20 protein-coding genes and 1 pseudogene are annotated in these 21,638 nt (G+C 36.2%); 6 read left to right on the top strand and 15 right to left on the bottom strand.

From position 1 onward, the window contains the following. Positions 1-60 precede the first annotated feature (60 nt). Positions 61-963: a DnaJ C-terminal domain-containing protein gene (locus BWD162_RS01160; protein WP_078705088.1), complete on the bottom strand. Its 903-nt coding sequence runs from the start codon at positions 961-963 to the stop codon at positions 61-63. Between the two features lie 325 nt (positions 964-1,288). On the opposite strand from BWD162_RS01160, the gene pdxH reads away from it, so the two are divergent. Beyond that, positions 1,289-1,912, top strand: coding sequence for a pyridoxamine 5'-phosphate oxidase (gene pdxH / locus BWD162_RS01155; protein WP_078705087.1), 624 nt, complete (start codon positions 1,289-1,291; stop codon positions 1,910-1,912). Positions 1,913-2,006: 94 nt separating this feature from the next. On the opposite strand, the gene ubiA is transcribed toward pdxH, so the two are convergent. Beyond that, a complete protein-coding gene (gene ubiA / locus BWD162_RS01150; protein ID WP_078705086.1) occupies positions 2,007-3,011 on the bottom strand; it encodes a 4-hydroxybenzoate octaprenyltransferase in 1,005 nt (334 codons plus the stop codon). A 91-nt stretch (positions 3,012-3,102) separates the two neighbouring features. Here ubiA and purD point away from each other — a divergent pair, with 91 nt between their 5' ends. Continuing rightward, positions 3,103-4,377, top strand: coding sequence for a phosphoribosylamine--glycine ligase (gene purD, locus BWD162_RS01145; protein ID WP_078705085.1), 1,275 nt, complete (start codon positions 3,103-3,105; stop codon positions 4,375-4,377). Positions 4,378-4,775: 398 nt separating this feature from the next. Here the strand turns inward: purD and BWD162_RS01140 are convergent, their stop codons facing one another. From BWD162_RS01140 to BWD162_RS01105, 8 genes and pseudogenes are all read right to left on the bottom strand, one after another. Then, entirely contained in the window at positions 4,776-5,306 is a 531-nt protein-coding gene (locus tag BWD162_RS01140; RefSeq protein WP_078705084.1) for a DUF6101 family protein, read from the bottom strand. Between the two features lie 146 nt (positions 5,307-5,452). Beyond that, a pseudogene (locus BWD162_RS01135) lies at positions 5,453-6,860 on the bottom strand (FAD-binding oxidoreductase). Between the two features lie 2 nt (positions 6,861-6,862). Next, positions 6,863-7,825, bottom strand: coding sequence for an L-threonylcarbamoyladenylate synthase (locus BWD162_RS01130; RefSeq protein WP_078705083.1), 963 nt, complete (start codon positions 7,823-7,825; stop codon positions 6,863-6,865). Continuing rightward, entirely contained in the window at positions 7,822-8,493 is a 672-nt protein-coding gene (locus BWD162_RS01125; protein WP_078705082.1) for a ribonuclease HII, read from the bottom strand. The genes BWD162_RS01130 and BWD162_RS01125 overlap by 4 nt, the downstream gene beginning before the upstream one ends. A 613-nt stretch (positions 8,494-9,106) precedes the next feature. Next, positions 9,107-10,015 (bottom strand): 4-(cytidine 5'-diphospho)-2-C-methyl-D-erythritol kinase, encoded by a 909-nt coding sequence (locus BWD162_RS01120; protein WP_078705081.1) that lies wholly within the window; start codon positions 10,013-10,015, stop codon positions 9,107-9,109. Continuing rightward, on the bottom strand, positions 10,012-10,191 hold the full coding sequence (locus BWD162_RS01115) for a hypothetical protein (protein WP_078705080.1): 180 nt from the start codon (positions 10,189-10,191) through the stop codon (positions 10,012-10,014). Before BWD162_RS01115 ends, BWD162_RS01120 begins: the two co-directional genes overlap by 4 nt. Positions 10,192-10,271: 80 nt before the next feature. After that, a complete protein-coding gene (locus tag BWD162_RS01110; RefSeq protein WP_078705079.1) occupies positions 10,272-11,123 on the bottom strand; it encodes a S49 family peptidase in 852 nt (283 codons plus the stop codon). Between the two features lie 99 nt (positions 11,124-11,222). Beyond that, positions 11,223-12,011 carry a tRNA1(Val) (adenine(37)-N6)-methyltransferase gene (locus BWD162_RS01105; RefSeq protein ID WP_078705078.1) on the bottom strand — a complete coding sequence of 263 codons (789 nt, stop codon included), beginning with the start codon at positions 12,009-12,011 and terminating at the stop codon, positions 11,223-11,225. Positions 12,012-12,257: 246 nt separating this feature from the next. On the opposite strand from BWD162_RS01105, the gene BWD162_RS01100 reads away from it, so the two are divergent. The 4 genes from BWD162_RS01100 (at position 12,258) to glyS (ending at position 18,320) form a co-directional block, all read left to right on the top strand. Beyond that, on the top strand, positions 12,258-13,274 hold the full coding sequence (locus BWD162_RS01100) for a polyprenyl synthetase family protein (protein WP_078705077.1): 1,017 nt from the start codon (positions 12,258-12,260) through the stop codon (positions 13,272-13,274). A gap of 93 nt (positions 13,275-13,367) precedes the next feature. Then, positions 13,368-15,092 carry a tetratricopeptide repeat protein gene (locus BWD162_RS01095; RefSeq protein WP_078705076.1) on the top strand — a complete coding sequence of 575 codons (1,725 nt, stop codon included), beginning with the start codon at positions 13,368-13,370 and terminating at the stop codon, positions 15,090-15,092. Positions 15,093-15,153: 61 nt separating this feature from the next. Beyond that, positions 15,154-16,098, top strand: a complete 945-nt coding sequence (locus BWD162_RS01090; protein WP_078705075.1) for a glycine--tRNA ligase subunit alpha — start codon at positions 15,154-15,156, stop codon at positions 16,096-16,098. Next, entirely contained in the window at positions 16,098-18,320 is a 2,223-nt protein-coding gene (gene glyS, locus BWD162_RS01085; protein WP_078705074.1) for a glycine--tRNA ligase subunit beta, read from the top strand. Before BWD162_RS01090 ends, glyS begins: the two co-directional genes overlap by 1 nt. A gap of 353 nt (positions 18,321-18,673) precedes the next feature. On the opposite strand, the gene BWD162_RS01080 is transcribed toward glyS, so the two are convergent. From BWD162_RS01080 to BWD162_RS01060, 5 genes are all read right to left on the bottom strand, one after another. Next, positions 18,674-19,168, bottom strand: coding sequence for a F0F1 ATP synthase subunit B (locus BWD162_RS01080; RefSeq protein WP_078705073.1), 495 nt, complete (start codon positions 19,166-19,168; stop codon positions 18,674-18,676). A 2-nt stretch (positions 19,169-19,170) separates the two neighbouring features. Further along, entirely contained in the window at positions 19,171-19,746 is a 576-nt protein-coding gene (locus BWD162_RS01075; protein ID WP_078705072.1) for a F0F1 ATP synthase subunit B, read from the bottom strand. Between the two features lie 137 nt (positions 19,747-19,883). Continuing rightward, entirely contained in the window at positions 19,884-20,114 is a 231-nt protein-coding gene (locus BWD162_RS01070) for a F0F1 ATP synthase subunit C (protein ID WP_007477984.1), read from the bottom strand. A gap of 53 nt (positions 20,115-20,167) precedes the next feature. Continuing rightward, positions 20,168-20,926, bottom strand: a complete 759-nt coding sequence (locus BWD162_RS01065; RefSeq protein WP_078705071.1) for a F0F1 ATP synthase subunit A — start codon at positions 20,924-20,926, stop codon at positions 20,168-20,170. Between the two features lie 7 nt (positions 20,927-20,933). Continuing rightward, complete coding sequence (locus tag BWD162_RS01060) at positions 20,934-21,356, bottom strand: AtpZ/AtpI family protein (protein WP_078705070.1); 423 nt, start codon at positions 21,354-21,356, stop codon at positions 20,934-20,936. Positions 21,357-21,638: the final 282 nt, after the last annotated feature.

Below are 21,638 nucleotides of genomic sequence, written 5' to 3'. Positions count from 1 at the left end.
TCTTCAAGCAATTGGTTTAAAATCAAACTTAAGTTATGCTTTTGTATAAGAAAAAAGATGTTAATTATTTTGCATTTGCAAAAATTGTTCTAATGCAGCATCTCCACCTTCTGGCAACATGATACGAACATGCACATAAAGGTCATCTCTTTCTCCATTTTTTAAACGAAGCCCCTTTCCTTTCAACCGTAAAACACGATCAGAACTCGACCATGGAGGGATTTTCAAAACCACACGTCCCTCCAAAGTGTCAACTTCTTCTTTAGCTCCTAAAACAGCATGCTTAAGAGAAACCGGCAGATCAAGATGAAGTGCGCGCCCTTCAACTCGCAAACGAGGATGTTTCTGAATACGAATAGTTACTAAAGCATCCCCTGCTTGCCCATACGCCACCTCTTCTCCCTGACCTTTTAAACGAATGGTTTGCCCATCTTCAACATAGTCTGGTAATTTAATTTTTAATTTTTTTCCAGTAGGAAAAGTTACTTCTACTTTGCTTGCACCTATCATCTGCTCTAATGTAATTGAAAGACTGGTGCGAACATGAGCTCCTTGTTGAGGTTGATTATATTGTGTTGAATTTGAAAAATTCCTTCCTCTTCCAAATAAATCACGAAAAATATCGCTTGTATCAAAACTTGCAGTACCTGATGATCCAAAATCAAACCCTCTTGTACCACCTGCAAAAGGATTTTGTCTGCTTCTAAAATTTTCTCCAGCGCCATAAGCTTGGTAAAGTGGTTTTCCTTCTGCATCAATTTCACCACGATCAAATTGTGCTTTTTTATCTTTATCACCTATAATTTCATAAGCTTGATTAATTTCAGAAAACCTTTCTTTAGCTTTTGCATCACCCATATTATGATCTGGATGATACTGCTTTGCTAATCTTCTGAATGCAGATTTAATCTCTTGCGGTTTTGCGGTACGTGCCACACCCAAAACCGTATAGGGATCACGCATATTACCCTCTTTCTAGCCTTCTCGTTTTTCAAATATCAACCAGTAATATCGTTAAATATTTTTTATTACTTCATCAAGCTATTCAATAAAATCATTTTTCTTATCTAATATGTTTATAAAAAACAAAATACCAGATAAAATGAATATTTTTAATGCAATATAGCTTATAGCACCCTATGTTAAAGATAAATATAATTGAAACACTGTAATAAAAATATATAAAGTCATTAACTTTTTAGAACAAAAGAATAACAACACTTTGTTTTTGATGGCAAAAATAAATCAAAGAATTTATCACTCACACTAACTAACAGTGGAGTATATCATGAATAATACAACACAAATGAATGACGATTTTATACAAATACAAAATCCTTTTGCAATTTTCGAAAATTGGCTTGAAGAAGCAAAAATAAGCGAAATAAATGATCCCAATGCTATGGCACTAGCAACAGTTGATGAAACAGGTTTACCCAATGTTCGTATGGTTCTTCTGAAAGATTTTAGTCCTAAAGGTTTTGTCTTCTATACCAATTATGAAAGCTGTAAAGGACGAGAAATTTTAGGATCAATGAAAGCATCCTTAGGCTTTCATTGGAAATCACTTCGCCGTCAAATCAGAATTAGAGGTATTGTTGAAAAAGTCAGTACTGAAGAAGCAGATGCATATTTTCAGTCGCGACCACGAAAAAGCCGAATCGGTGCATGGGCATCTAAACAATCTCAGCCATTAGAAAATCGCCTTACTCTCAAAAAAGCAGTTGCTAAATATGCTGCACGTTATGCCGTAGGGAATATTCCTCGCCCACCCTATTGGTCTGGTTTTTGCATTAAACCTCTCTTTATCGAATTTTGGTGTGATCGGCCGTTTCGTTTACATGATCGCTTACTCTTCACACGCGACTCTATTGAACAAGATAACTGGCAAAAACAAAGACTCTATCCTTAACCACTCAATCTTTATGAAACCTTTGCTTTTATAATAAATGCTTTCTGCTCTACTATTGTAGAATATATGACCTTATTTCTAAACTCGATTGTTCTTAAACTGCAGAATGTAATATCATCCAAATACCTCCACACACTAAACCAGCAAAAATAAAAAAACCAACAAACGAATTGGATTTGAAAAGTTTTAAGCATTGTGAACTATCATCTATATCAATGACTTTGATTTGAATAAACATATGGATGGCAGCAATAAAAATCCCCACAAAACTGAGAGCGGATACTTGCGCTAAATAAAATGCCAAGCTGACTAGCATTATAAAACCACTATATAAAATCACCAGTGCATATTTAGTGCTTTTCCCAAAGAGACGAGCTGTAGAATGCACACCAACAATAGCATCATCTTGCTTATCTTGATGAGCATAAATTGTATCATATCCAATCGTCCATAAGATTGATCCTGCATAAAGTGCGATTGGTGCCCAACTCAGACTTCCATACACAACCGCCCATCCCATTAATGCACCCCAATTAAACGCAACGCCTAAAAAAAATTGTGGCCAATTTGTTATACGTTTCATAAAAGGATAAATTGCAACCGCTACTAAGGACGAAATACCTAAAAAAAAGCTAAATGCATTAAACTGCAATAAAACACCTAAACCTATGAAACACTGCACTAATATAAAAATTTTTGCTTGAAACCGACTTATCTGACCTGCAGGCAATGGACGAGAACGTGTTCGTTCTACCTGAGAATCTATTTTGTGATCAACAAGGTCGTTCCAAGTGCAGCCTGCACCTCGCATGGCTATGGAACCTAAAAAGAAAAGAAAAAGATACCAAATCCAACACATTATAATTGACAAAAGAGGTAATTGGGGCATCTCATAGGAAAGCATAGCCATTGTTGTTGACCAGAAACAAGGCCACATTAATAATTTCCACCCAATAGGTCTATCCCAACGTGCCAATTGAGCATAAAACCACAAAGAACAAGGAAGTAAATAGTAAACCCATTGTTTAGGGGGTGCATCTATAACTCGTCCTTGATTTTTACAGGATTGAATATGTAAAATATTTTTACTTTTTTTCATCAAATGATCTCACCTTTGGTCTTGCGATAGAACCATTTCATTCTTATGAAAGAAAAACTGATTTAATTATCTTTTATGGTAGGAGCAAATCATGAACGTTCTTCTTATTGGATCAGGTGGACGAGAACATGCTTTAGCATGGAAAATAGCAGAATCACCGCTACTTACAAAGTTATATTGCGCTCCTGGAAATCCTGGAACAATAGAATTAGGTGAAAATATTGATTTAAACATCAATGATCACCCTCTTGTTATTAATTTCTGTAAAGCACATTCTATTGACCTCGTCATCGTTGGGCCAGAAGGACCATTAGTTGAAGGTATAACTGATTCTCTTAATACTGCTGGCATCTGTGTATTCGGCCCCACTCAAAAAGCAGCTCAATTAGAAGGCTCAAAAAGTTTCACAAAAGATTTGTGTTACAGAAATAACATTCCTACAAGCATCTATCAATGCTTTAACAATGCCTCACAAGCTAAATCCTACATCCGTCAACAAGGTGCCCCTATCGTTATTAAGGCTGATGGCTTGGCTGCTGGTAAAGGTGTTGTTGTGGCTATGACAATGCAAGAAGCCGTTGATGCCGTTGATGCCTGCTTTGAAGATACATTTGGCGATGCAAAAAAGAAAATTGTTGTCGAAGCATTTCTTGAAGGTGAGGAAGCGAGCTTCTTTTGTCTTTGTGATGGTAAAACAGCCATCCCTTTTGGATCAGCACAAGATCATAAACGTGTTGGTGATGGCGATACCGGAGCCAACACTGGCGGCATGGGAGCCTATTCACCAGCTCCAATTATGACTGAGGAAATGGTTAACCGTACTCTCAAAGAAATTGTTGAACCCGCTTTGCGTGATATGGCTGCAATGGGCGTCCCTTTTAAAGGTATTCTCTTTACCGGATTGATGATAACCCAAAAAGGGCCTGAATTAATTGAATTTAATGTACGATTCGGTGATCCTGAATGTCAAGTTTTAATGATGCGCTTAAAAGATGATATTTTACCACTTCTCTTTGCAGCAGCTCAAGGAAACCTTAAAAATAAACACATTCAATGGTCTGAAAAAACCGCTTTAACAGTTGTTATGGCTGCTAAAGGTTATCCAAATGCTCCTCAAAAAGGCAGCATTATCCGCAATGTCGACAAGGTAAACGCTCTTCCTGATGTAAAAGTTTTCCAGGCAAGCACAGCTTTATGTAATGGAGAATTAATCGCCAATGGTGGACGTATTTTAAATATAACAGCAATAGGAGAAACTGTTACACATGCACAAAAACGCGCCTATGAAGCGGTTGATTGTATTGATTGGCCACAAGGCTTTGTTCGCCGGGATATTGGGTGGCGTGCTATTGTACAAAAAAAATAGACCTTTTGAGCTCTTTTTTGAAGTGAGTTATTTCACACAGTAGAAAAATAAATTGATTTGTTTATATTATTCTTTATTCATAAAAACTTCAGATAAAAAGAGTAGATGCTCCAAATCTAAAAACTACAAATCTTGTGATCATCTTACCATCTTATTTGTTGGCAACCAATTTGCTAATCACTTTTCACGAAGTGATACGCTTTGTACACCATCAGAACAGAATAATATAATGCCCTAAAAACACAAATAGCTGTAGAAGGCGTATAACAATCGGAAAAAAGATTTTTTCCTAATCATACAGTTAAAGTTACTTTTTTACCACAATCAATGAAAAGTATAGAATGCCTTTGAAATAAACATGTCTACCCATGCAACATGAAAAATTAATCTATATCAATTTACTGTGAGACAATCCGATTGGTGATCATTAAACGTAAACCTAATGAATCACCACAACGGAGTAAAAAGCCCTTTTTACTAGAAGATGGTGATGTCATATAAAAAAATTGATGTAAAATAGAATAATCTTTGATAGTAATAATATTCTTATTTTCACAGATCATAAACATCGGTAGATTATAAATTTTTCCCCATAATCGCCAGTCTAAAAGAACATTATTCAAATCTCTAGAAACTAAAAGTGGAATACAAGCTTCTTCATTTGTATGAAACAATTCTAATGCGACAGCTTTTTTTCCTGTAAGAGTTTCTACTATACGCGCTGCAATTCCTTCGAAGTGATAAGCTGGAATCAAACGTGACAGATTGGAAGAATTATCAACTTTCAGAGAAACACTTCGTTCATTCAACGAACAAATCATGTGATTTCCCGTTTTTGGTACAAAATATGTTGCTGTTTGTGGCAAACGGCATGGATCTAATCGAAACTCAGACCTTACTTTTGCCCGATTAAAACATTGATTAGCCATATAGTTTTTCCCAATTTATTTCAATAACACATACTTTATGTAATACCTTTTTCTCATTGAATTATTAAACTTTAGGTAAAAAATTTTGTTTTCTTCTCGATTATCAAAATCTCAATAAGAATAGAAAAATATTTACCATCTTCAATTTATAACATTTTGCCAGGATTCATAATTTCTAAAGGGTCAAATATTTTTTAATCGCTTGCATAATTTCTAATGAAACGGATGATTTAAAAGTACGCAGTTCTCTCCGCTTAAGCTGCCCAATTCCGTGTTCGGCAGAAAAAGTACCTTGATAATGCATCACTAAACAATGGATCCGGTCATTCATTTGTGAATATAATTGCAAAAACGATACAGTATCAGCCCCTATGGGTTGTGTAATATTATAATGGAGGTTCCCATCACCCATATGACCAAAACACACCACCCGAGCACCTGGAGCAATCTCTTCAACAATAAGAGCAGCTTCAGCAATAAAATCAGGAATGGAGGCAATAGGTACCGCAATATCATGCTTAATAGACCCTCCTTCTAACTTTTGAGCTGGTGACATATTGTCACGCAATTGCCAAAAAAAATCTTGCTGCTTTAACGATTGTGCAACAACTGCATCCTCTATAATATTATCCTTTAAAGCTGTTTCTAAAATAACATTTAACACCGATAATGCTTCATTAGCACTACGTGAGGATGAAATATTAATCAAAACATACCATTCATGCTCACGCTCAAAAAGTGAATTAGCACGCATCATATAGTTTAAAGCCATTTGCAAGCTGAGTTTTCCCATAAGCTCAAAACCAGTTAAAAATTCCCCCCCATAACACTGAGCAAAGGATAAAAACTTAAGAGCATGAGCTGGACTGCGTAAACCCACAAAAGCAACCGCTTTTCCTTTAGGCTTTGGAAAAAGCTTTAAAACTGCTGCAGTAATAACCCCTAAAGTCCCCTCTGAACCAATAAAAAGGTCTTTCAAATTATAACCGCTATTGTCCTTCTTAACAAAACGCAGATCATCTAAAATACGCCCATCAGGCAAAACAACTTCCAAACCAAGACAAAGCTCACGCATATTACCATAAGCTAAAACAGCTGTCCCCCCAGCATTAGATGAAAGATTCCCCCCTATTTGACAGGAACCTTCTGAACCTAAAGAAAGAGGGAAAAAACGATCTACTTCATCTGCCTTTTTTGTAAGCTATGTAAAATAACACCGGCCTCCACAACAGCAAAATTACCCTCAGGATTAACTAATCGAATTTTGTTTAAACGTTCCATAGATAAAACAACACTACGCCCACTATCATCTGGCTGTTGAGCACCCACAAGACCAGTATTTCCTCCTTGAGGTACGATTGGTGTGCGTGTTTTGCTAGCCAAACGCATAATAGACGACACCTCATCTGTTGAAGATGGCCGTAAAAGCAATGGCGTTTTTCCGTGAAAAAGTCCACGATTTTCAAGCAAATATGGTGCAATCAAAGATTGATCTGTGATAGCATTCGTAGAACCAACAATTTTTCTAAAACACTCAATTAAATTCTGCTCCACCTTCATTTTCCTCTCGGTGCTGCAGCACGCATTAAACGATCATTAATAGCTACACCTAACCCGTAAAATGGGATAGACTCCACTGCAATACATTTCACCTTTAATGAATCCAACTGTTTCATATAGTCAAACAAATGAAATGCAGCTTCTTCCAATTGACCACTTTCGCTTAAATTTAAAATAGAGATCGCATTTTCAGCACCCACAATGCGATTAGGACCAAATGCTAAAAGTGCTTCGTCACTTTCCACCTTTTGTGCATTTAAACGTACCAAAGCATTAGGAGCATAATGTGATCTTAACGTACCAGGTGCTTCAATTGCAGTGCGTTGATCTAATTGTTTTAAAGACTGCCCTGCCACTTCTTCAATTTTTTCAGCAATTAGTCCCCCAGGACGCAACAGATAGATATTTTTATTACAAACCTTAATAATCGTTGATTCAAGTCCTACCCTAGAATCTCCGTCATCAATAATTAAAGGCACCGATGCCCCTAAAGATGCAAATACAGACGCAGCTGAAGTAGGACTAAGACCTCCCGATTGATTTGCACTAGGAGCTGCTAAAGGCCGACCAAAATGTTGAACAACTTCTGCAAAACCGCCAACAGGAAAACGAACAGCCAATGTATCAAGACCAGAGGTCGTTAAAGGATGAATATTATGATTAACCTTTAATGGTAAAACTAATGTCAAAGGCCCCGGCCAAAATGCTTCCATAAATCGACGTGAAAGCAAATCAATTTCCACATAATGTTCTGCCATAACAATGCTACTCACATGAACAATAAGAGGATTAAATTGCGGCCGCCTCTTTGTGGCAAAAATAGAAGCAACTGCTTTTCCATTAGTTGCATCACCAGCCAATCCATAAACAGTTTCTGTTGGTAAAGCCACTAATTGACCCTGCTTAAGAACCTCAACTGCTTCTTTTATTGAAGCACTATTTAAAGGTAGGATTGTCATGAAATGTCATCCTTATAATTTTCTTTCAGTGGTGCAAAACTATAACGATGCAATCCTAAAATGGGCCCACATTTAGCGATAGCCGTACGATGTGCTACTGTTGCATAACCCACATGTTTTTCTAAACCATAACCTTCATAAACCCGCCCAGCACATTCCATCATTCGATCACGTGTTACTTTGGCAACAATGGATGCTGCCGCAATTGAAACTGAACGCTGATCACCTTTGATCAAAGCAGTTGCTGGACATGGCAAAAGAGGTGGAATATCACGCCCATCAACTAACACATAATGAGCTGGAATGGAAAGTCCTACAACACAACGCCGCATTGCTTCTAAAGTCGCTTTTCTGATATCAGATTGATCAATCGCACGGGCGCAAATACTCGCAATTGAAATTGCCAACGCATTTTGCAAAATTTTACCATAAAGTTGATTACGCTGTTGAGTAGAAAATTTCTTTGAATCATTCAATCCTTCAGGAATGTGGTTTTTATCTAAAATAACTGCTGCTGTTACCACAGGTCCAGCTAAAGGTCCTCGCCCAACTTCATCAACACCCGCTATATAAAAGAAGCCTTGTTTGTGTAAGTCTAATTCGTGCGAAAAATCCGGTTGAAGTGGTACATTAAATACATTTGATAAATTGCGAACACGACAAAACATATATTCATATTTGCATTACCACCTATTTTCCGCAAGCCCCATAGAAAAATAGTTGACTCCAATATTTTTTATCTCTCAAACAACATGATAACAAAATCAAGTCTAGGGGAAATATTAGTTTTCCAATAAAATTATTATTTACACATTCTTACATGTTTTAATCAAACTTAGAAAATAAAAACGAAAATTCCATTGATTATCTCCCACTCTTGTACATAATGAAGTTATTACAATAGCAATCATCTCAATAAAAAACTTTGTGAAAAATATAATCAAAATTCCTTTATTTGTTTGTTTAAAAGAGGTATGAAAATTTCTCGCGTAAATACTTCCACCTTCTAAACAAAAAACTATTGTGATGATAATCTCAATTAAAGAGTAGTTCCACGTCTTTTACCTACACAACATATTATTGCTAACATCGCTTTTAAAAAATGCGTATCACTCGACTAGGAAAATTATCTTAAGCTACCCTTTTCAAATACCGTAAAGGAATTATTGTTCTTTTCCAAAATGTATTTGGATATGAATAAAAAATTTAATATTAAAGAGTAGCAACATAAATTAGTTAATTATAACTATAAACAACAACCCTTAATGTTCACATTGCTTATCAAAGCTTTCCTACAGTCATAATTGATTTAACAAACCAATTTGGATGTGCTGATTTAATAAAGAAAGCCGCTTTTTGAGCTGCTTGTTGATCTTTAAAAATGCCAAAGCAAGTTGCACCTGAACCAGACATGCGAGAAAAAAGAGCTCCACTTTCATCTAATGCATATAAAACCTCAGCCAATCGAGGTGCAATTTTTAATGCAGGAGCAAAAAGATCATTACGCGTTTCTTTTAAAGCTTCAACCAACGAAAAAACCGTCTTTAAAGCCGCTGGATCAATCTTTAAAGGAGAATGATCGCACTTTTCTAAAACCTGAAAAATAGTGGATGTTTCAATTTGTTGACCATGATTTACCAATACCATTGCAATAGAACAGGCTTCTTTTAGTCGCGTTATATCACCGCCAATTCCTTGAATAAAAAGCGGTTGCTGATATTCTAACGCAAAAAGACACATTGGTACATCAGCACCAAGTGCTAGACTAATTGCCGCTAATTCTTCACAAGAACAATCAAGATTCCATTGCCGGCGCAATATACTGAAAATCCCAGCAGCATCTCCCGATCCACCACCAATACCCGAAGCAACAGGCAACGTCTTAATAAGCTGAAAAAAGGCAGGTTTAGCATTTTTAGGGAACATCTTGCGCATCAAATTACGAGCGCGAATAACTAGATTATCTGAATCAGAAACAAGCCCATTAGCAAAAGGACCTCTTACAACAAAGTGATCTTTTGCAAAAGGTGTGTAGCTTAAACAATCACCACTGAGACTAAAATAGACCAAACTTTCTAACAAATGATAACCATCAGCGCGCTGCCCCACAACATGCAAAGCCAGATTCAACTTAATAGGTGTTGAAAGATGAAAACCCTCTTTAAGAGAAGCCTGCACATCTGATATCATTTAACGTAATATTCACCTGTATGAGGATCTTTCACAAGAGTTCCTTTTACATCTGTACGTGATTTAACTCTTGTATGGCAAGCACGTTGCAATACCCAGTGTAACTGGCGCTTAAATAAATAATAAATATAAAGAATCATCACACCAATGAAACTGAATAAAATAAGTCGGATCATTTTAAATCCCTTTTCTTCTCACAATAGTCTCTAAGCAAACTTGCTAATCAAATTAAGCATAGACTGAAATGGTGTCCCAACTACAAACCGTACCGTTGCCAAAGTGCCCGTTCTTCTGCTGCCATCCATGCACTATCAACTGCTGTATAAACCATATCAGCAGTAATCCCCGAAGGCATTTTAGGTCCCAAAAAACTTTTGGAAGGAGAAATTAACCGAAGCTTTGTATCATGACCGAACCGATCTTTAATAACAGAGCGTACATCACCCAATTGATCAACCAAGCCAAGCTCAACACCTTTTTTTCCACTCCAAAACATTCCTGTAAAAATATCTGAATCATCTGATAATTTCGATGCACGCCGTTCTTTGACCAAATCAATAAAAGTTTGGTGAACTTCAAGTTGCAAAGATTTCAAATGTTCAACGCCTATCTTCTTTTCTGGTTGAAACGGATCTAATACAACCTTATTTTTTCCTGCTGTATAAACACGCCGTTCCACACCAATTTTCTTCAAAAGCTCAGGAAAACCAAAAGAAGCTGAGACAACCCCAATAGAACCCACAACAGAAGAAGGATCAGCAAAAATTTCATCTCCAGCACAAGCAATCATATAACCACCTGATGCTGCTACATCTTCAATAAATACGAGAACCTGTTTATTTTTCTCATTTGCCAAATCCCGAATACGCTGAAAAATGAGACGCGATTGTACAGGTGAACCACCGGGAGAATTGATAATTAAAACAACAGCTGGTGCTTTTTTATCGGCAAAAGCTTTGTCTAAAAGGGGAGCACACCTACCCAATGAAAGCGTACGAGCCATAAATGAATTTGAATCCATAATTGCCCCATGAAGGCGTACTACAGGAATTTCAAGTTTATTGGAAAGAAAACGACGTGGAATAAGATTTTTAACACTATCAATCAAAACAAAATCTCCCTATAAGAAATCGAGAAAATATAACTCAAAAATAAATAAAAAGCTTAATCCGAATTTAAGAAATAAGCTAAACAACACAAGATATCATTAAAAAAGCTCCCATAAGCTTATACACCCATTATTGATTGCATCAACCTGTGGTGAAAAAGCATGACCTTCACCTTCATGCACAATTAATGCCGGCAATACAGATAAAGCTGCTCGACTCCCCCGTTTTGCATAAAATAGAATACGAGTTGCAGCCGTTTTAGCTCGAGAGTGAACAGGAATCATACATATATTACCAAAGCGGCCTTCCAAAGCATGCAATATATCATTAAGCGATTGAGGACGCGCGATCAACCCTAGATATCCACCTGGTTTAACAATTGCAGCTGCACTGCGTAACCAATTGTCAAACATTGCTTCAGGCATAACATGTGCCTCAAACTTTTGTTCATCAGGTGTTTTACGATCCACAGGATTATTAAAAGGTGGATTCATAATCGCAAAATCAAAAAAATTATCCATCAGACCTGCCTTTAAGCGTGCATTACCTTTTAAAGCAACATCTGCTTTTAATAAGCACACTCGGCCAGCTAGTTTCTTATTTTGTTTCAACGCAAGCGTTTTTTGAGCATAAGATATCATAAAAGCTGATCGCTCAACTAATGTAATATGAGTTTCAAAACAACGTGAAGCAACTGCTAATCCCGCTGCACCTGCGCCTGCACCTAAATCAACAACCTTTCCTTTAAAATTACCAGGAACTAGACCAGCTAACAACATAGCGTCCATACCAGAACGATGCCCCTGTAAACGTGGTTGAACTAAGTAAAACTTCCCACGATGAAATTCATCAATTGTTTCATCACTATGATTTGTCGTGCTATCCATCTGTAAGCCTAATATCTGTCCTTATATTGTCCTTCTTCTAATTGTGATTAGGCCACCTTAATTTCAAAATTATTGCCTTACCATAATAATTATATTCCCTAAGCGTAGAAAAAACACTCTATAAATATTTAAAAAACTTCTGTTTCAGGGCAGTATCAAAGCTTGAGTCAAAAGTAATCCCGCTTTATGCTACAAATAGAAAAAAAGCTTATCTATATCTATTGAAAATACTCCAGGAGTAAACAATTGGGTGCTATCATAAAACAAGACCATAAAAAAAATAACCAAGTTTCTTCCCAAACTCTCATCAATCTTACCAAAGATAATATGGAATGTGTAAATCAATTAATTATCTCTATGGTTCAAGCTGACGTCGAAATGATCCCTGAAATTTGTAATTATCTTATTTCATCAGGAGGAAAACGGTTGCGTCCAATGATTACACTAGCTGCAGCTGATATGTTTGGATATCAAGGTGATGGGCATATAAAACTTGCAACAGCAATTGAGTTCATGCATACAGCAACTTTATTACACGATGATGTAGTTGATGAAAGTAATCTCCGCCGTGGAAAATCTACCGCACGAATGATTTGGGGAAACAAAGCAAGTGTACTTGTTGGTGATTTTCTTTTAGGACAAGCTTTTAAAATGATCGTAGATGTTGGTTCTATGGAAGCACTCACTATTTTAGCAAACACTGCAGCAATTATCGCAGAAGGAGAAGTCATGCAGCTTGCCGCTGCTCAAAATATAGAAACCAATATTTCAGATTATCTTAAAATCATTAATGCAAAAACAGCTGCACTTTTTTCAGCTGCCGCTGAAGTTGGACCAATTATTGCTGGTTATGGACACGAAGAACGTTTAGCATTACGCGAATATGGCACATCATTAGGATTAGCTTTTCAATTGGTTGATGATGCACTTGATTATAGTGGCAATGCTAAACATCTAGGAAAAAATGTAGGCGATGATTTCCGAGAAGGCAAAATTACTATGCCTGTTATCCTCTCATATACACGCGGTAGTGCAATAGAAAAAGCATTTTGGAAACAAGCCCTTGAAAACAATAATAACAACGACGAATCCTTAGCGCACGCACAACATTTAATGGAAAAACATGATAGTCTAACCGATACAATAGAGCAGGCACGCATCTATGGAGCACGTGCAATTGACGCTCTTTCTCCAATGAAAGAAAGCCCTCAAAAAAATGCATTTATTGAAATTGTTGATTTTTGTATTGCACGTGTAAACTAATCATTTGTAAGAATAACAATATTTTCTACAAAGAAACCTAATATGTTTATAAATCGTATAATAAATTTATGATTTTTAAGAAGGATGAGCTCTATGCACCGTGCAATAAGGCCCTGCTTTTTTACTTTCGCTATAGCGGGAATCACGCTGATGTCCTCACCCGTTTATAGCAAAATCGATTCAGCTACTGATATAAGCTCATTTACAGGTGCTTATCTAGCGGGCCGAGTTGCAAATCATGAAAATGAAACTAATCTTGCTATCAATTATTTTAAACAAGCACTCACCTATAACCCCAATAACATTGATGTACAAAAAGAAATTTTTGAAGCGATGCTTTCAGTGGGTGCATTTAAAGAGGCTGTCAAACAAGCAAAAAAATTGAAAGCGCAAAATATTAACCACCCTTTTATTGCCCTGACATTGTCAATAGATAACCTCATCAAAAAAAATTATAAAGACATTAAACCTCTTCCAAAATTAAAAACATCTCCCTCAATCAATAGCCCAGCGTTTGACGTGATAAGCGCTTGGGCTACATTTGGATCAGGTAATCACTCTCAAGCAATAGCCGACCTTAAAAAGCTTTTAGGGCCTATTTGGTACAATCTTTTTATACATTACCATCTCGCTCTTATGAGTGATCTGGCAAAACGCCCCAAAAATGCAAAAAAATATTTTATGCAAGCATTAAATAATCAACAAGGTGCTATGATCTCTCCTGATACCTATGAACGTATTATTATAGCCTATGCTTCATTCCAATTACGCCAAAAAATGCGTACCCAAGCTATTCAAACCATTCAGAATGGCGAAAAAATGTTGTCAGGCCGAGAGATACTTAAAAATATCCGACAAAAAGTTGAAAAAGGTGCTAATTTAGAAAATCCCGTTAAAACACCTCAACAGGGAGCGGGTGAGATATTGTATGACTTTGGAACAACACTCAATCGAAGAAAATCAGAATATGTTGCACGTATCTTCGAACAACTATCTTTAGCCTTATATCCTCAAAATGACGCTACATTGTTCCAACTAGCAAACGTCTCCACTAAACTAAATGATCCTCATCAAGCAATTAAACTTTATCGTGCCTTATCACCCTACTCTCCTTATTATAGAGAGGGACAATTGCAGCTCGCATTAACACTTGCTAATAATAATCAACACACTGAAGCCATTAAGTTATTAACGTCATTAAAGAAAAAAAATCCCAATGATCGCACTATTTATATAGCACTGTCGGCTATTTATATGCAAAAAAATAATTTTGCTGAAGCTGTTAAAATTATGGATCATGCTATTATACAGACGGTAGATTTCCAAAAAGATGATTGGAAACTTTTTTATCAACGTGGCATTGCATTTGAACGTTTAAAACATTGGACAAAAGCCGAAACTGATTTACGAAAAGCACTTGAATTATTCCCTGATCAACCGCAAGTTCTTAATTATCTAGGTTATACACTTATTGACCGTAATCAAAAACTTGAAGAATCGTTATATATGCTTCAAAAAGCCTCAGCATTACAGCCAAAAAATGGTTATATTCTTGATTCTCTAGGATGGGCCCATTATAAACTAAAGCAATATAATCAAGCTGTTGAAATATTGGAAACTGCCGTCAAATTGCAACCTCAAGACCCAATATTGAATGATCATTTAGGCGATGTTTATTGGAAAGTCGGACGCAAACGTGAAGCAGTATTTCAATGGAATCACGCCATTGATGGACAGCCAGAAAATTTAGAGAAAATCAAAGAAAAGCTGAAATTTGGCTTGCAAGATACAACAACGCTTGACCATGCGAAGCAATAGACAGTAATAAAGATTAAATTTCTTTGATTTATCTACTAATCACATATTAAGAGTATCAAACGTGAACTTCCCCGAGTATCTTAATCCCACACGTTCTTTTCAAGGGCTTATTTTAACTTTGCAAAATTACTGGGCTCAATATGGATGTGCAATTCTGCAACCCTATGATATGGAAGTAGGTGCTGGAACTTTTCATCCAGCTACAACGCTGCGTTCATTAGGACCACGTCCTTGGAAAGTGGCTTATGTTCAACCTTCTCGGCGTCCAACAGATGGTCGATATGGCAAAAATCCAAATCGTTTACAGCACTATTATCAATTTCAAGTTCTTCTCAAACCATCTCCTCCAGATTTACAAGAGCTTTACATTAAATCTCTACAAGCTATTGGCCTTGATACAAAACTGCATGATATTCGTTTTGTCGAAGATGATTGGGAAAGTCCAACACTTGGAGCTTGGGGACTTGGATGGGAATGTTGGTGCGACGGAATGGAGATCTCTCAATTCACTTACTTTCAACAGATTTGTGGCATTGAGTGCATGCCAGTTTCAGGAGAAATTACTTATGGACTTGAACGCTTAGCAATGTACATCCAAGGAGTCGAAAATGTTTATGATCTTAATTTTAATGGTTTAGATGGTGCAAATAAAATAAGCTATAGGGATATTTTCTTACAAGCAGAACAGGAATATTCACATTATAATTTTGAATTTGCTGATACCAAATTGCTGCATAAACATTTTATTGATGCAGAACGTGAGTGTATCGCACTTCTTGAAGCTGGAAAACCAAACAAAGAAAATAGCTGTCATCAATGTGTTTTACCAGCTTATGATCAATGCATTAAAGCTAGTCATATTTTTAATCTCTTACAAGCACGTGGTGTTATTTCTGTAACCGAAAGACAAAATTATATTCTTCGCATTCGCGATCTAGCGCGCCGCTGTGGTGAAGCATTTCTATCAACTGAAGCTGGCCAAACTTATGCGAAAGGTGAAGTCTAATGTCTAATCTTCTTCTTGAGCTCTTTAGTGAAGAAATCCCTGCTCGCATGCAACGTAAAGCTGCTTTTGATCTTAAAAAATGTGTTACTGACCAACTTATTCATGCAGGATTAACTTATAAAGCTGCTTGTGAATATTGGACACCCCGTCGGTTAACGTTAGATATACGTGGTCTTTCTACAAGCTCACAAGATACCCATGAGGAACGCAGAGGCCCCAGTATAAAATCACCACAGCATATGATTGATGGTTTTTTGCGTGCCACTGGTCTCAATAATATTTCTGAAGCACATATTGTACATGATAGTAAAAAAGGTGATTTTTATGTCGCTAAAATCACCAAAAAAGGTCGAGCTGCAGAAGAAATTATTGCTGATATTTTGCCTGATATTATTCGTAACTTCCCATGGCCAAAATCTATGCGTTGGGGCCAAGATTCAGCCAAAACTGGAGCTCTGAAATGGATCCGATCTTTACAAAATATTCTTTGTGTTTTCGGACCAGAAATTGGCGAAACACACATCGTTCCATTTACAGTTGGCTCTCTTAAAAGTAATAATTTAACCTATGGTCATCGTTTCTTAAGTGATGGAAAGCCTATCCAAATACGCCGTTTTGATGACTATATCACTCTGCTTGAAGCTCATAAAGTTATTCTGGATACAGAAAGACGAAAAAATATTATTTTAGCAGATGCTCAAAATCTTTGTTTTGCTAATGGTTTAGAGCTTGTTGAAGATAGTGCTCTTTTAGAAGAAGTCGCAGGACTTGTTGAATGGCCTGTCGTCCTTATGGGCGAATTCGATAAGACCTTTCTTGATATTCCTCCAGAAATTATCCGTTTGACTATCCGAGCTAATCAAAAGTGCTTTGTAACTCGCAAACAGGGTGAAAAAATTAAACTATCTAATCATTTTATCCTCATCTCCAATGTTCTTGCAAATGATGGTTGTAAAGAAATTACCAAGGGCAATAGCAAAGTTGTACGCGCTCGTCTTTCCGATGCATTTTATTTTTGGCAAACAGATCAGCATGATTTACCGGATATCACACACTTGAAAGATTCTGCCGCAAAATTTGATCTTGATTTAAATAAACCTCTTGATCAGCGAATAGCACAACTAGATTATTTGAATGTGACCTTCCATGCCAAGTTAGGGACACAAGGTGCAAGGGTAGAAAGGATCGCTGCTTTAGCACAAAAAATTGCACCTTTAGTGCAAGCAAATCCTCTATTGGCAAAACGTGCAGCAATACTTGCAAAAGCTGATCTGCAAACAGGAATTGTCGCTGAATTTCCTGAATTACAAGGGCTGATAGGGCGAAAATACGCACTTCTCCAAGGAGAAGATCCCCATGTGGCTGAAGCAATCGAAGATCACTACAAACCTCTAGGACCAACAGATCGCATCCCGCGTGAACCTATCGCTATAGCTGTTGCATTAGCTGACAAAATTGACACACTTGTTGGTTTTTGGCTTATTAATGAAAAACCAACCAGTTCAAAAGATCCTTACGCATTAAGGCGAGCAGCACTAGGAATCATAAAGCTTGTGCTTTCACATGACTGGAAAATTAACCTTATGCCACTCTTCTATCAAGCTGTAGATCTTTTTTTACAACAAAAAATAAAATATATTTCCCCCAAAATAGAAGCTACACAACAACAAAATACTCTTTCAGAGACAAAAAAAGATATTTTATCAGATCTCTTGTCATTTTTACATGAACGCTTAAAAATTTATCTCAAAGATGAAGGAGCTCGTTATGATGCTATTGAGGCAGTTTTAACCAAAGATGCTGATGATTTTTTGTTAGTTGCACGTTGTATTGAATCACTCATTGTTTTTATCAACACAAATGATGGAAACGATTTTTTAGTTTCTGTAAAACGTGTCGTAAATATTCTTGAAAATCAATCCTCTAAAGATATTACAACAATAAACACACTTAACCCTGAACTTTTCATCGAAACAGAAGAAAAGCAATTATATCAAGCAATCATTGACGCAGAAAAAAAAGTTCATGATCATATAAATGCAACTAATTTATCACTTGCACTTAATGCCCTTGTACTACTTAAAAAACCTATTGATACATTTTTTGAAAAAGTATTAGTAAACGATAAAAATTCCGCTATTCGCGCTAATCGTCTTGCTCTTCTTGAACGTATCCGCTTAATTACACAAAATGTCATAGATTCCTCGAAGCTTACAATCTAAAATCTAACGTTTTTTCAATTTTAAAAATGATAAAAATAATTTTTGTTATTTGTTGAAAATGCTTTTTATATCGAATAGCTCAAAAAAGTAATAAATTATCTTTCAATGGTGCTTTAAATAATTTCAAAATAGTATTGAATATAAACTTTCTAATAAATTGGTAAAAAAGTTTAGAAAACATAAATCGAGATAGGTAAAATCAGGAATTTCTGATCAACCTCGAAAAATAAAAATCACATTCAACAGATAATTTTCTGATTAATAAAAGCATAAACTTTTGGAAGTTTATGCAAACCAATTTCTCCCAAAGCTTTGCTCTTAAAAGACCAGCGCTTTCAACTCTTCAAATAATATTAATTAAGGTACTCTTTCATTTTGGAAAGAGACTCTTTAGTGAGAGATTTTTCAATAAGATCTTTAGATTCCTTAAAATCTAATTCCTTATTAATAAGCGTACGTGAGCAAGAAATTGCTAAATCAATAGCAGATAGAGAAACAACTCGAATTGCATCTGCTTCTGCTTGAGCAATTTTTTGCTCTACCATTTTTTTACGATTTTTAACATATTCTTCTGTTTTTGCGCGAGCTTCAGCAACAATAACTGAAACTTCATTCTTAGCAGCAGCAATAATTTCTTGAGCATTTTTTTCTGCTTCTACACATTTGCGCTGACATTCAGCCAATATCTCCTGCGCTTCCTCACGAAGACGAAGAGCTTCATCAAGTTCGTCCGTGATACGCTTTGTTCGCATATCAAGACTACTTACTAACATAGTTGGAATTTTAAAATAAACTAAAAGCGCTAAAAAAAGAACCAATCCAATAAAAGCCCAAAATGTATCAGTCATCTTTATGATTCCTTATAACCCGTAGCTTTAATAGTCAAATTGACAACTTCTTCACTTACATCAATACCAAGCAATTTCTTAACAATTTCACGAGTTACTTCCTCTGCAATTAAACCAACATTTTGCATAGCTTTATCTCGAATTTCTACTATCTGATCTCCAGTAGTTGCTAGCTTTTTCTCTAATTTTTTTTCAATTTCTTTTCGTTCACGATCAGTCTTTTCTTTAATTTTATCTCTTGCATCTTGAACTATAATGCGCGCCTGCAAACGAGCCTCTGCTAGCTTTTTCTCATAAACTTTAATTACAGTATCCGCTTCCTGCTTCATACGCATAGCCTGATCTAAATCAGATGCAATTCGATCACGACGCGTTTCAATGACATTTCCGATACGGGGCACAATCACCCGAGCAATGAAGAAATAAAAAAAACCAAAAGAAATTGCCAACCAAAAAAGATGAGAACTAAAATGCACAAAATCAAAAGGCGGAAACACGCGATTTGCGTGCTCTACCGCATTCTCAATATGTTCTATGGGTATTTCAGCAGCTTGTACATAAGCACTGGAAATAAGCATCCTATTTTATCCTTCAAACAACCATCTTTTAGGCCCTTTATTTAGAACCCATGATAACTGAGTCACTTCCCTTCTAAAAAGCCGTAAAGACTATGTCTGCTCTCTGCACAAAAACAGACACACCTCTTTAAATATGATTAAACTGCAAAAAGAAGCAAAAGAGCAATAAGCAACGAAAAAATACCCAAAGCTTCCGTTACAGCAAAACCAAAGACTAAACGACCAAACTGACTATCTGCTGCTGATGGATTACGTAAAGCACCAGAAAGGTAACTACCAAAAATATTTCCCAGCCCCAACGCTGTTCCAGCCATACCAAAGCAGGCAAGACCAGCGCCAATATATTTTGCTGCAAGTGCTAATTCCATATTATTCTCCTTTGAAGTAAAATTGCATTATTTGACTGAAAGTTCATCATTTATTAGTGTCCTGGATGGATGGCATCACTAAGATACATACAAGTTAAAACCGTAAAAACATAAGCTTGTAGAAATGCTACTAAAAATTCAAGAGCAGTAATTGCTACAGTCATAATGAGAGGTAAAATAGAACCACCAATGCCTACAATCCCTACTCCAACCATTGAGACAATAAAACCAGAAAATACTTTAAGCGTAATATGACCCGCAAGCATATTAGCAAAAAGGCGAAGTGAAAGACTAATAGGACGAGACAAAAAAGAAATAAGCTCAATCATTGTGACTAAAGGCAAAATCATAACCGGCACACCACTAGGAACAAAAAGTTTTAAAAAACAAACCCCATGTTTATAAAAACCATAACCAATCACCGTCAAGATAACCAACATCGCCAATGAAAAAGTAATCATAATCTGAGAAGTAATAGTATAAAAATAAGGGAAAAGACCAATAAAATTAGCAACCAAAATGAAAATAAATAACGAAAACACCAAAGGGAAAAAACGCATTCCCTGCACGCCAGCTGATTCACGCAAAGTTGATGCTACAAATTCATACGCCATTTCAGAAATAGACTGCATACGCGTTGGAACCAATCTACGACTTGACGATGAAAGAAAAAGAAATACTGAAGATAAAACAACCGTAACGACTATAAAAAATGATACATTCGTAAACGATAAATCCATATTCCCTATAAAAATATTAATCAGCCGTGAAACTTCAAACTGATGAATAGGATCTGGAGCGTGCGCTGTCACTTTAACCTCATTTATTAAATTTATCGACCCTTTTATTTTGATGCGATACGCTATTTTTTCCTAATTGGCTAGGAGCAATATGCCCTAAAGACCGAAGAATATTTATTATACCAGAAGCAAATCCAAGAAAAAGAAAAAATATCAATCCCCATGGCAACAAACCTGTTAGTTTATCAAATCCCAACCCTAAAACAATACCTACAATAACACTTGCTAGAAATTCACTCGACAATTTAACGGCATGCCCTACCTTGTTTTGTGACTCTCTGTTCTCACTTTTAAAATCCTGTTTCTTTAATGCTTTCTTATTGATTAAAGCCAATCCCAAATTTTGACTACGCCATTCTAAATCCTCTAAATGAAAAGAATCTTTTTGCTTTTTCTCTTCAGCCTCCTTTTGTGGCACAACGGGTTTATCGCCCTTTGCCATAATTGGCTCCTTAATTAAAAGCAAAATCAAAATACATCTAAAGCTGCTTGCAACATATTGTTACTGAATTCATTCGTCAAGCTATCCAAAAGCGTCTATCACAAGGATTTTTATCAATAAATATATCATACGACCAACTCCTGGTTAACATTATGCACTCTATAATAAGTATACTAGTTTTATCAATTTTAACTATCAAATAATAAAAACTATCTTAGAACTAATAATTATTGCATTTGTAGTGCCATTTTTAAAAGCTACATTTTGTCTTTATTGTGCAGT

Origin of the sequence: Bartonella sp. WD16.2, assembly GCF_002022505.1 — a bacterium.
Classification (GTDB): domain Bacteria; phylum Pseudomonadota; class Alphaproteobacteria; order Rhizobiales; family Rhizobiaceae; genus Bartonella.
This window is presented reverse-complemented; position numbering and strand designations above follow the sequence as displayed.

Coding starts and splice junctions, on each gene's coding strand:
- BWD162_RS01160 (WP_078705088.1), bottom strand. CDS start 963: ATGCGTGATCCCTATACGGTTTTGGGTGTGGCACGTACCGCAAAACCG.
- pdxH (WP_078705087.1), top strand. CDS start 1,289: ATGAATAATACAACACAAATGAATGACGATTTTATACAAATACAAAAT.
- ubiA (WP_078705086.1), bottom strand. CDS start 3,011: ATGAAAAAAAGTAAAAATATTTTACATATTCAATCCTGTAAAAATCAA.
- purD (WP_078705085.1), top strand. CDS start 3,103: ATGAACGTTCTTCTTATTGGATCAGGTGGACGAGAACATGCTTTAGCA.
- BWD162_RS01140 (WP_078705084.1), bottom strand. CDS start 5,306: ATGGCTAATCAATGTTTTAATCGGGCAAAAGTAAGGTCTGAGTTTCGA.
- BWD162_RS01130 (WP_078705083.1), bottom strand. CDS start 7,825: ATGACAATCCTACCTTTAAATAGTGCTTCAATAAAAGAAGCAGTTGAG.
- BWD162_RS01125 (WP_078705082.1), bottom strand. CDS start 8,493: ATGTTTTGTCGTGTTCGCAATTTATCAAATGTATTTAATGTACCACTT.
- BWD162_RS01120 (WP_078705081.1), bottom strand. CDS start 10,015: ATGATATCAGATGTGCAGGCTTCTCTTAAAGAGGGTTTTCATCTTTCA.
- BWD162_RS01115 (WP_078705080.1), bottom strand. CDS start 10,191: ATGATCCGACTTATTTTATTCAGTTTCATTGGTGTGATGATTCTTTAT.
- BWD162_RS01105 (WP_078705078.1), bottom strand. CDS start 12,011: ATGGATAGCACGACAAATCATAGTGATGAAACAATTGATGAATTTCAT.
- BWD162_RS01095 (WP_078705076.1), top strand. CDS start 13,368: ATGCACCGTGCAATAAGGCCCTGCTTTTTTACTTTCGCTATAGCGGGA.
- glyS (WP_078705074.1), top strand. CDS start 16,098: ATGTCTAATCTTCTTCTTGAGCTCTTTAGTGAAGAAATCCCTGCTCGC.
- BWD162_RS01080 (WP_078705073.1), bottom strand. CDS start 19,168: ATGACTGATACATTTTGGGCTTTTATTGGATTGGTTCTTTTTTTAGCG.
- BWD162_RS01075 (WP_078705072.1), bottom strand. CDS start 19,746: ATGCTTATTTCCAGTGCTTATGTACAAGCTGCTGAAATACCCATAGAA.
- BWD162_RS01070 (WP_007477984.1), bottom strand. CDS start 20,114: ATGGAATTAGCACTTGCAGCAAAATATATTGGCGCTGGTCTTGCCTGC.
- BWD162_RS01060 (WP_078705070.1), bottom strand. CDS start 21,356: ATGGCAAAGGGCGATAAACCCGTTGTGCCACAAAAGGAGGCTGAAGAG.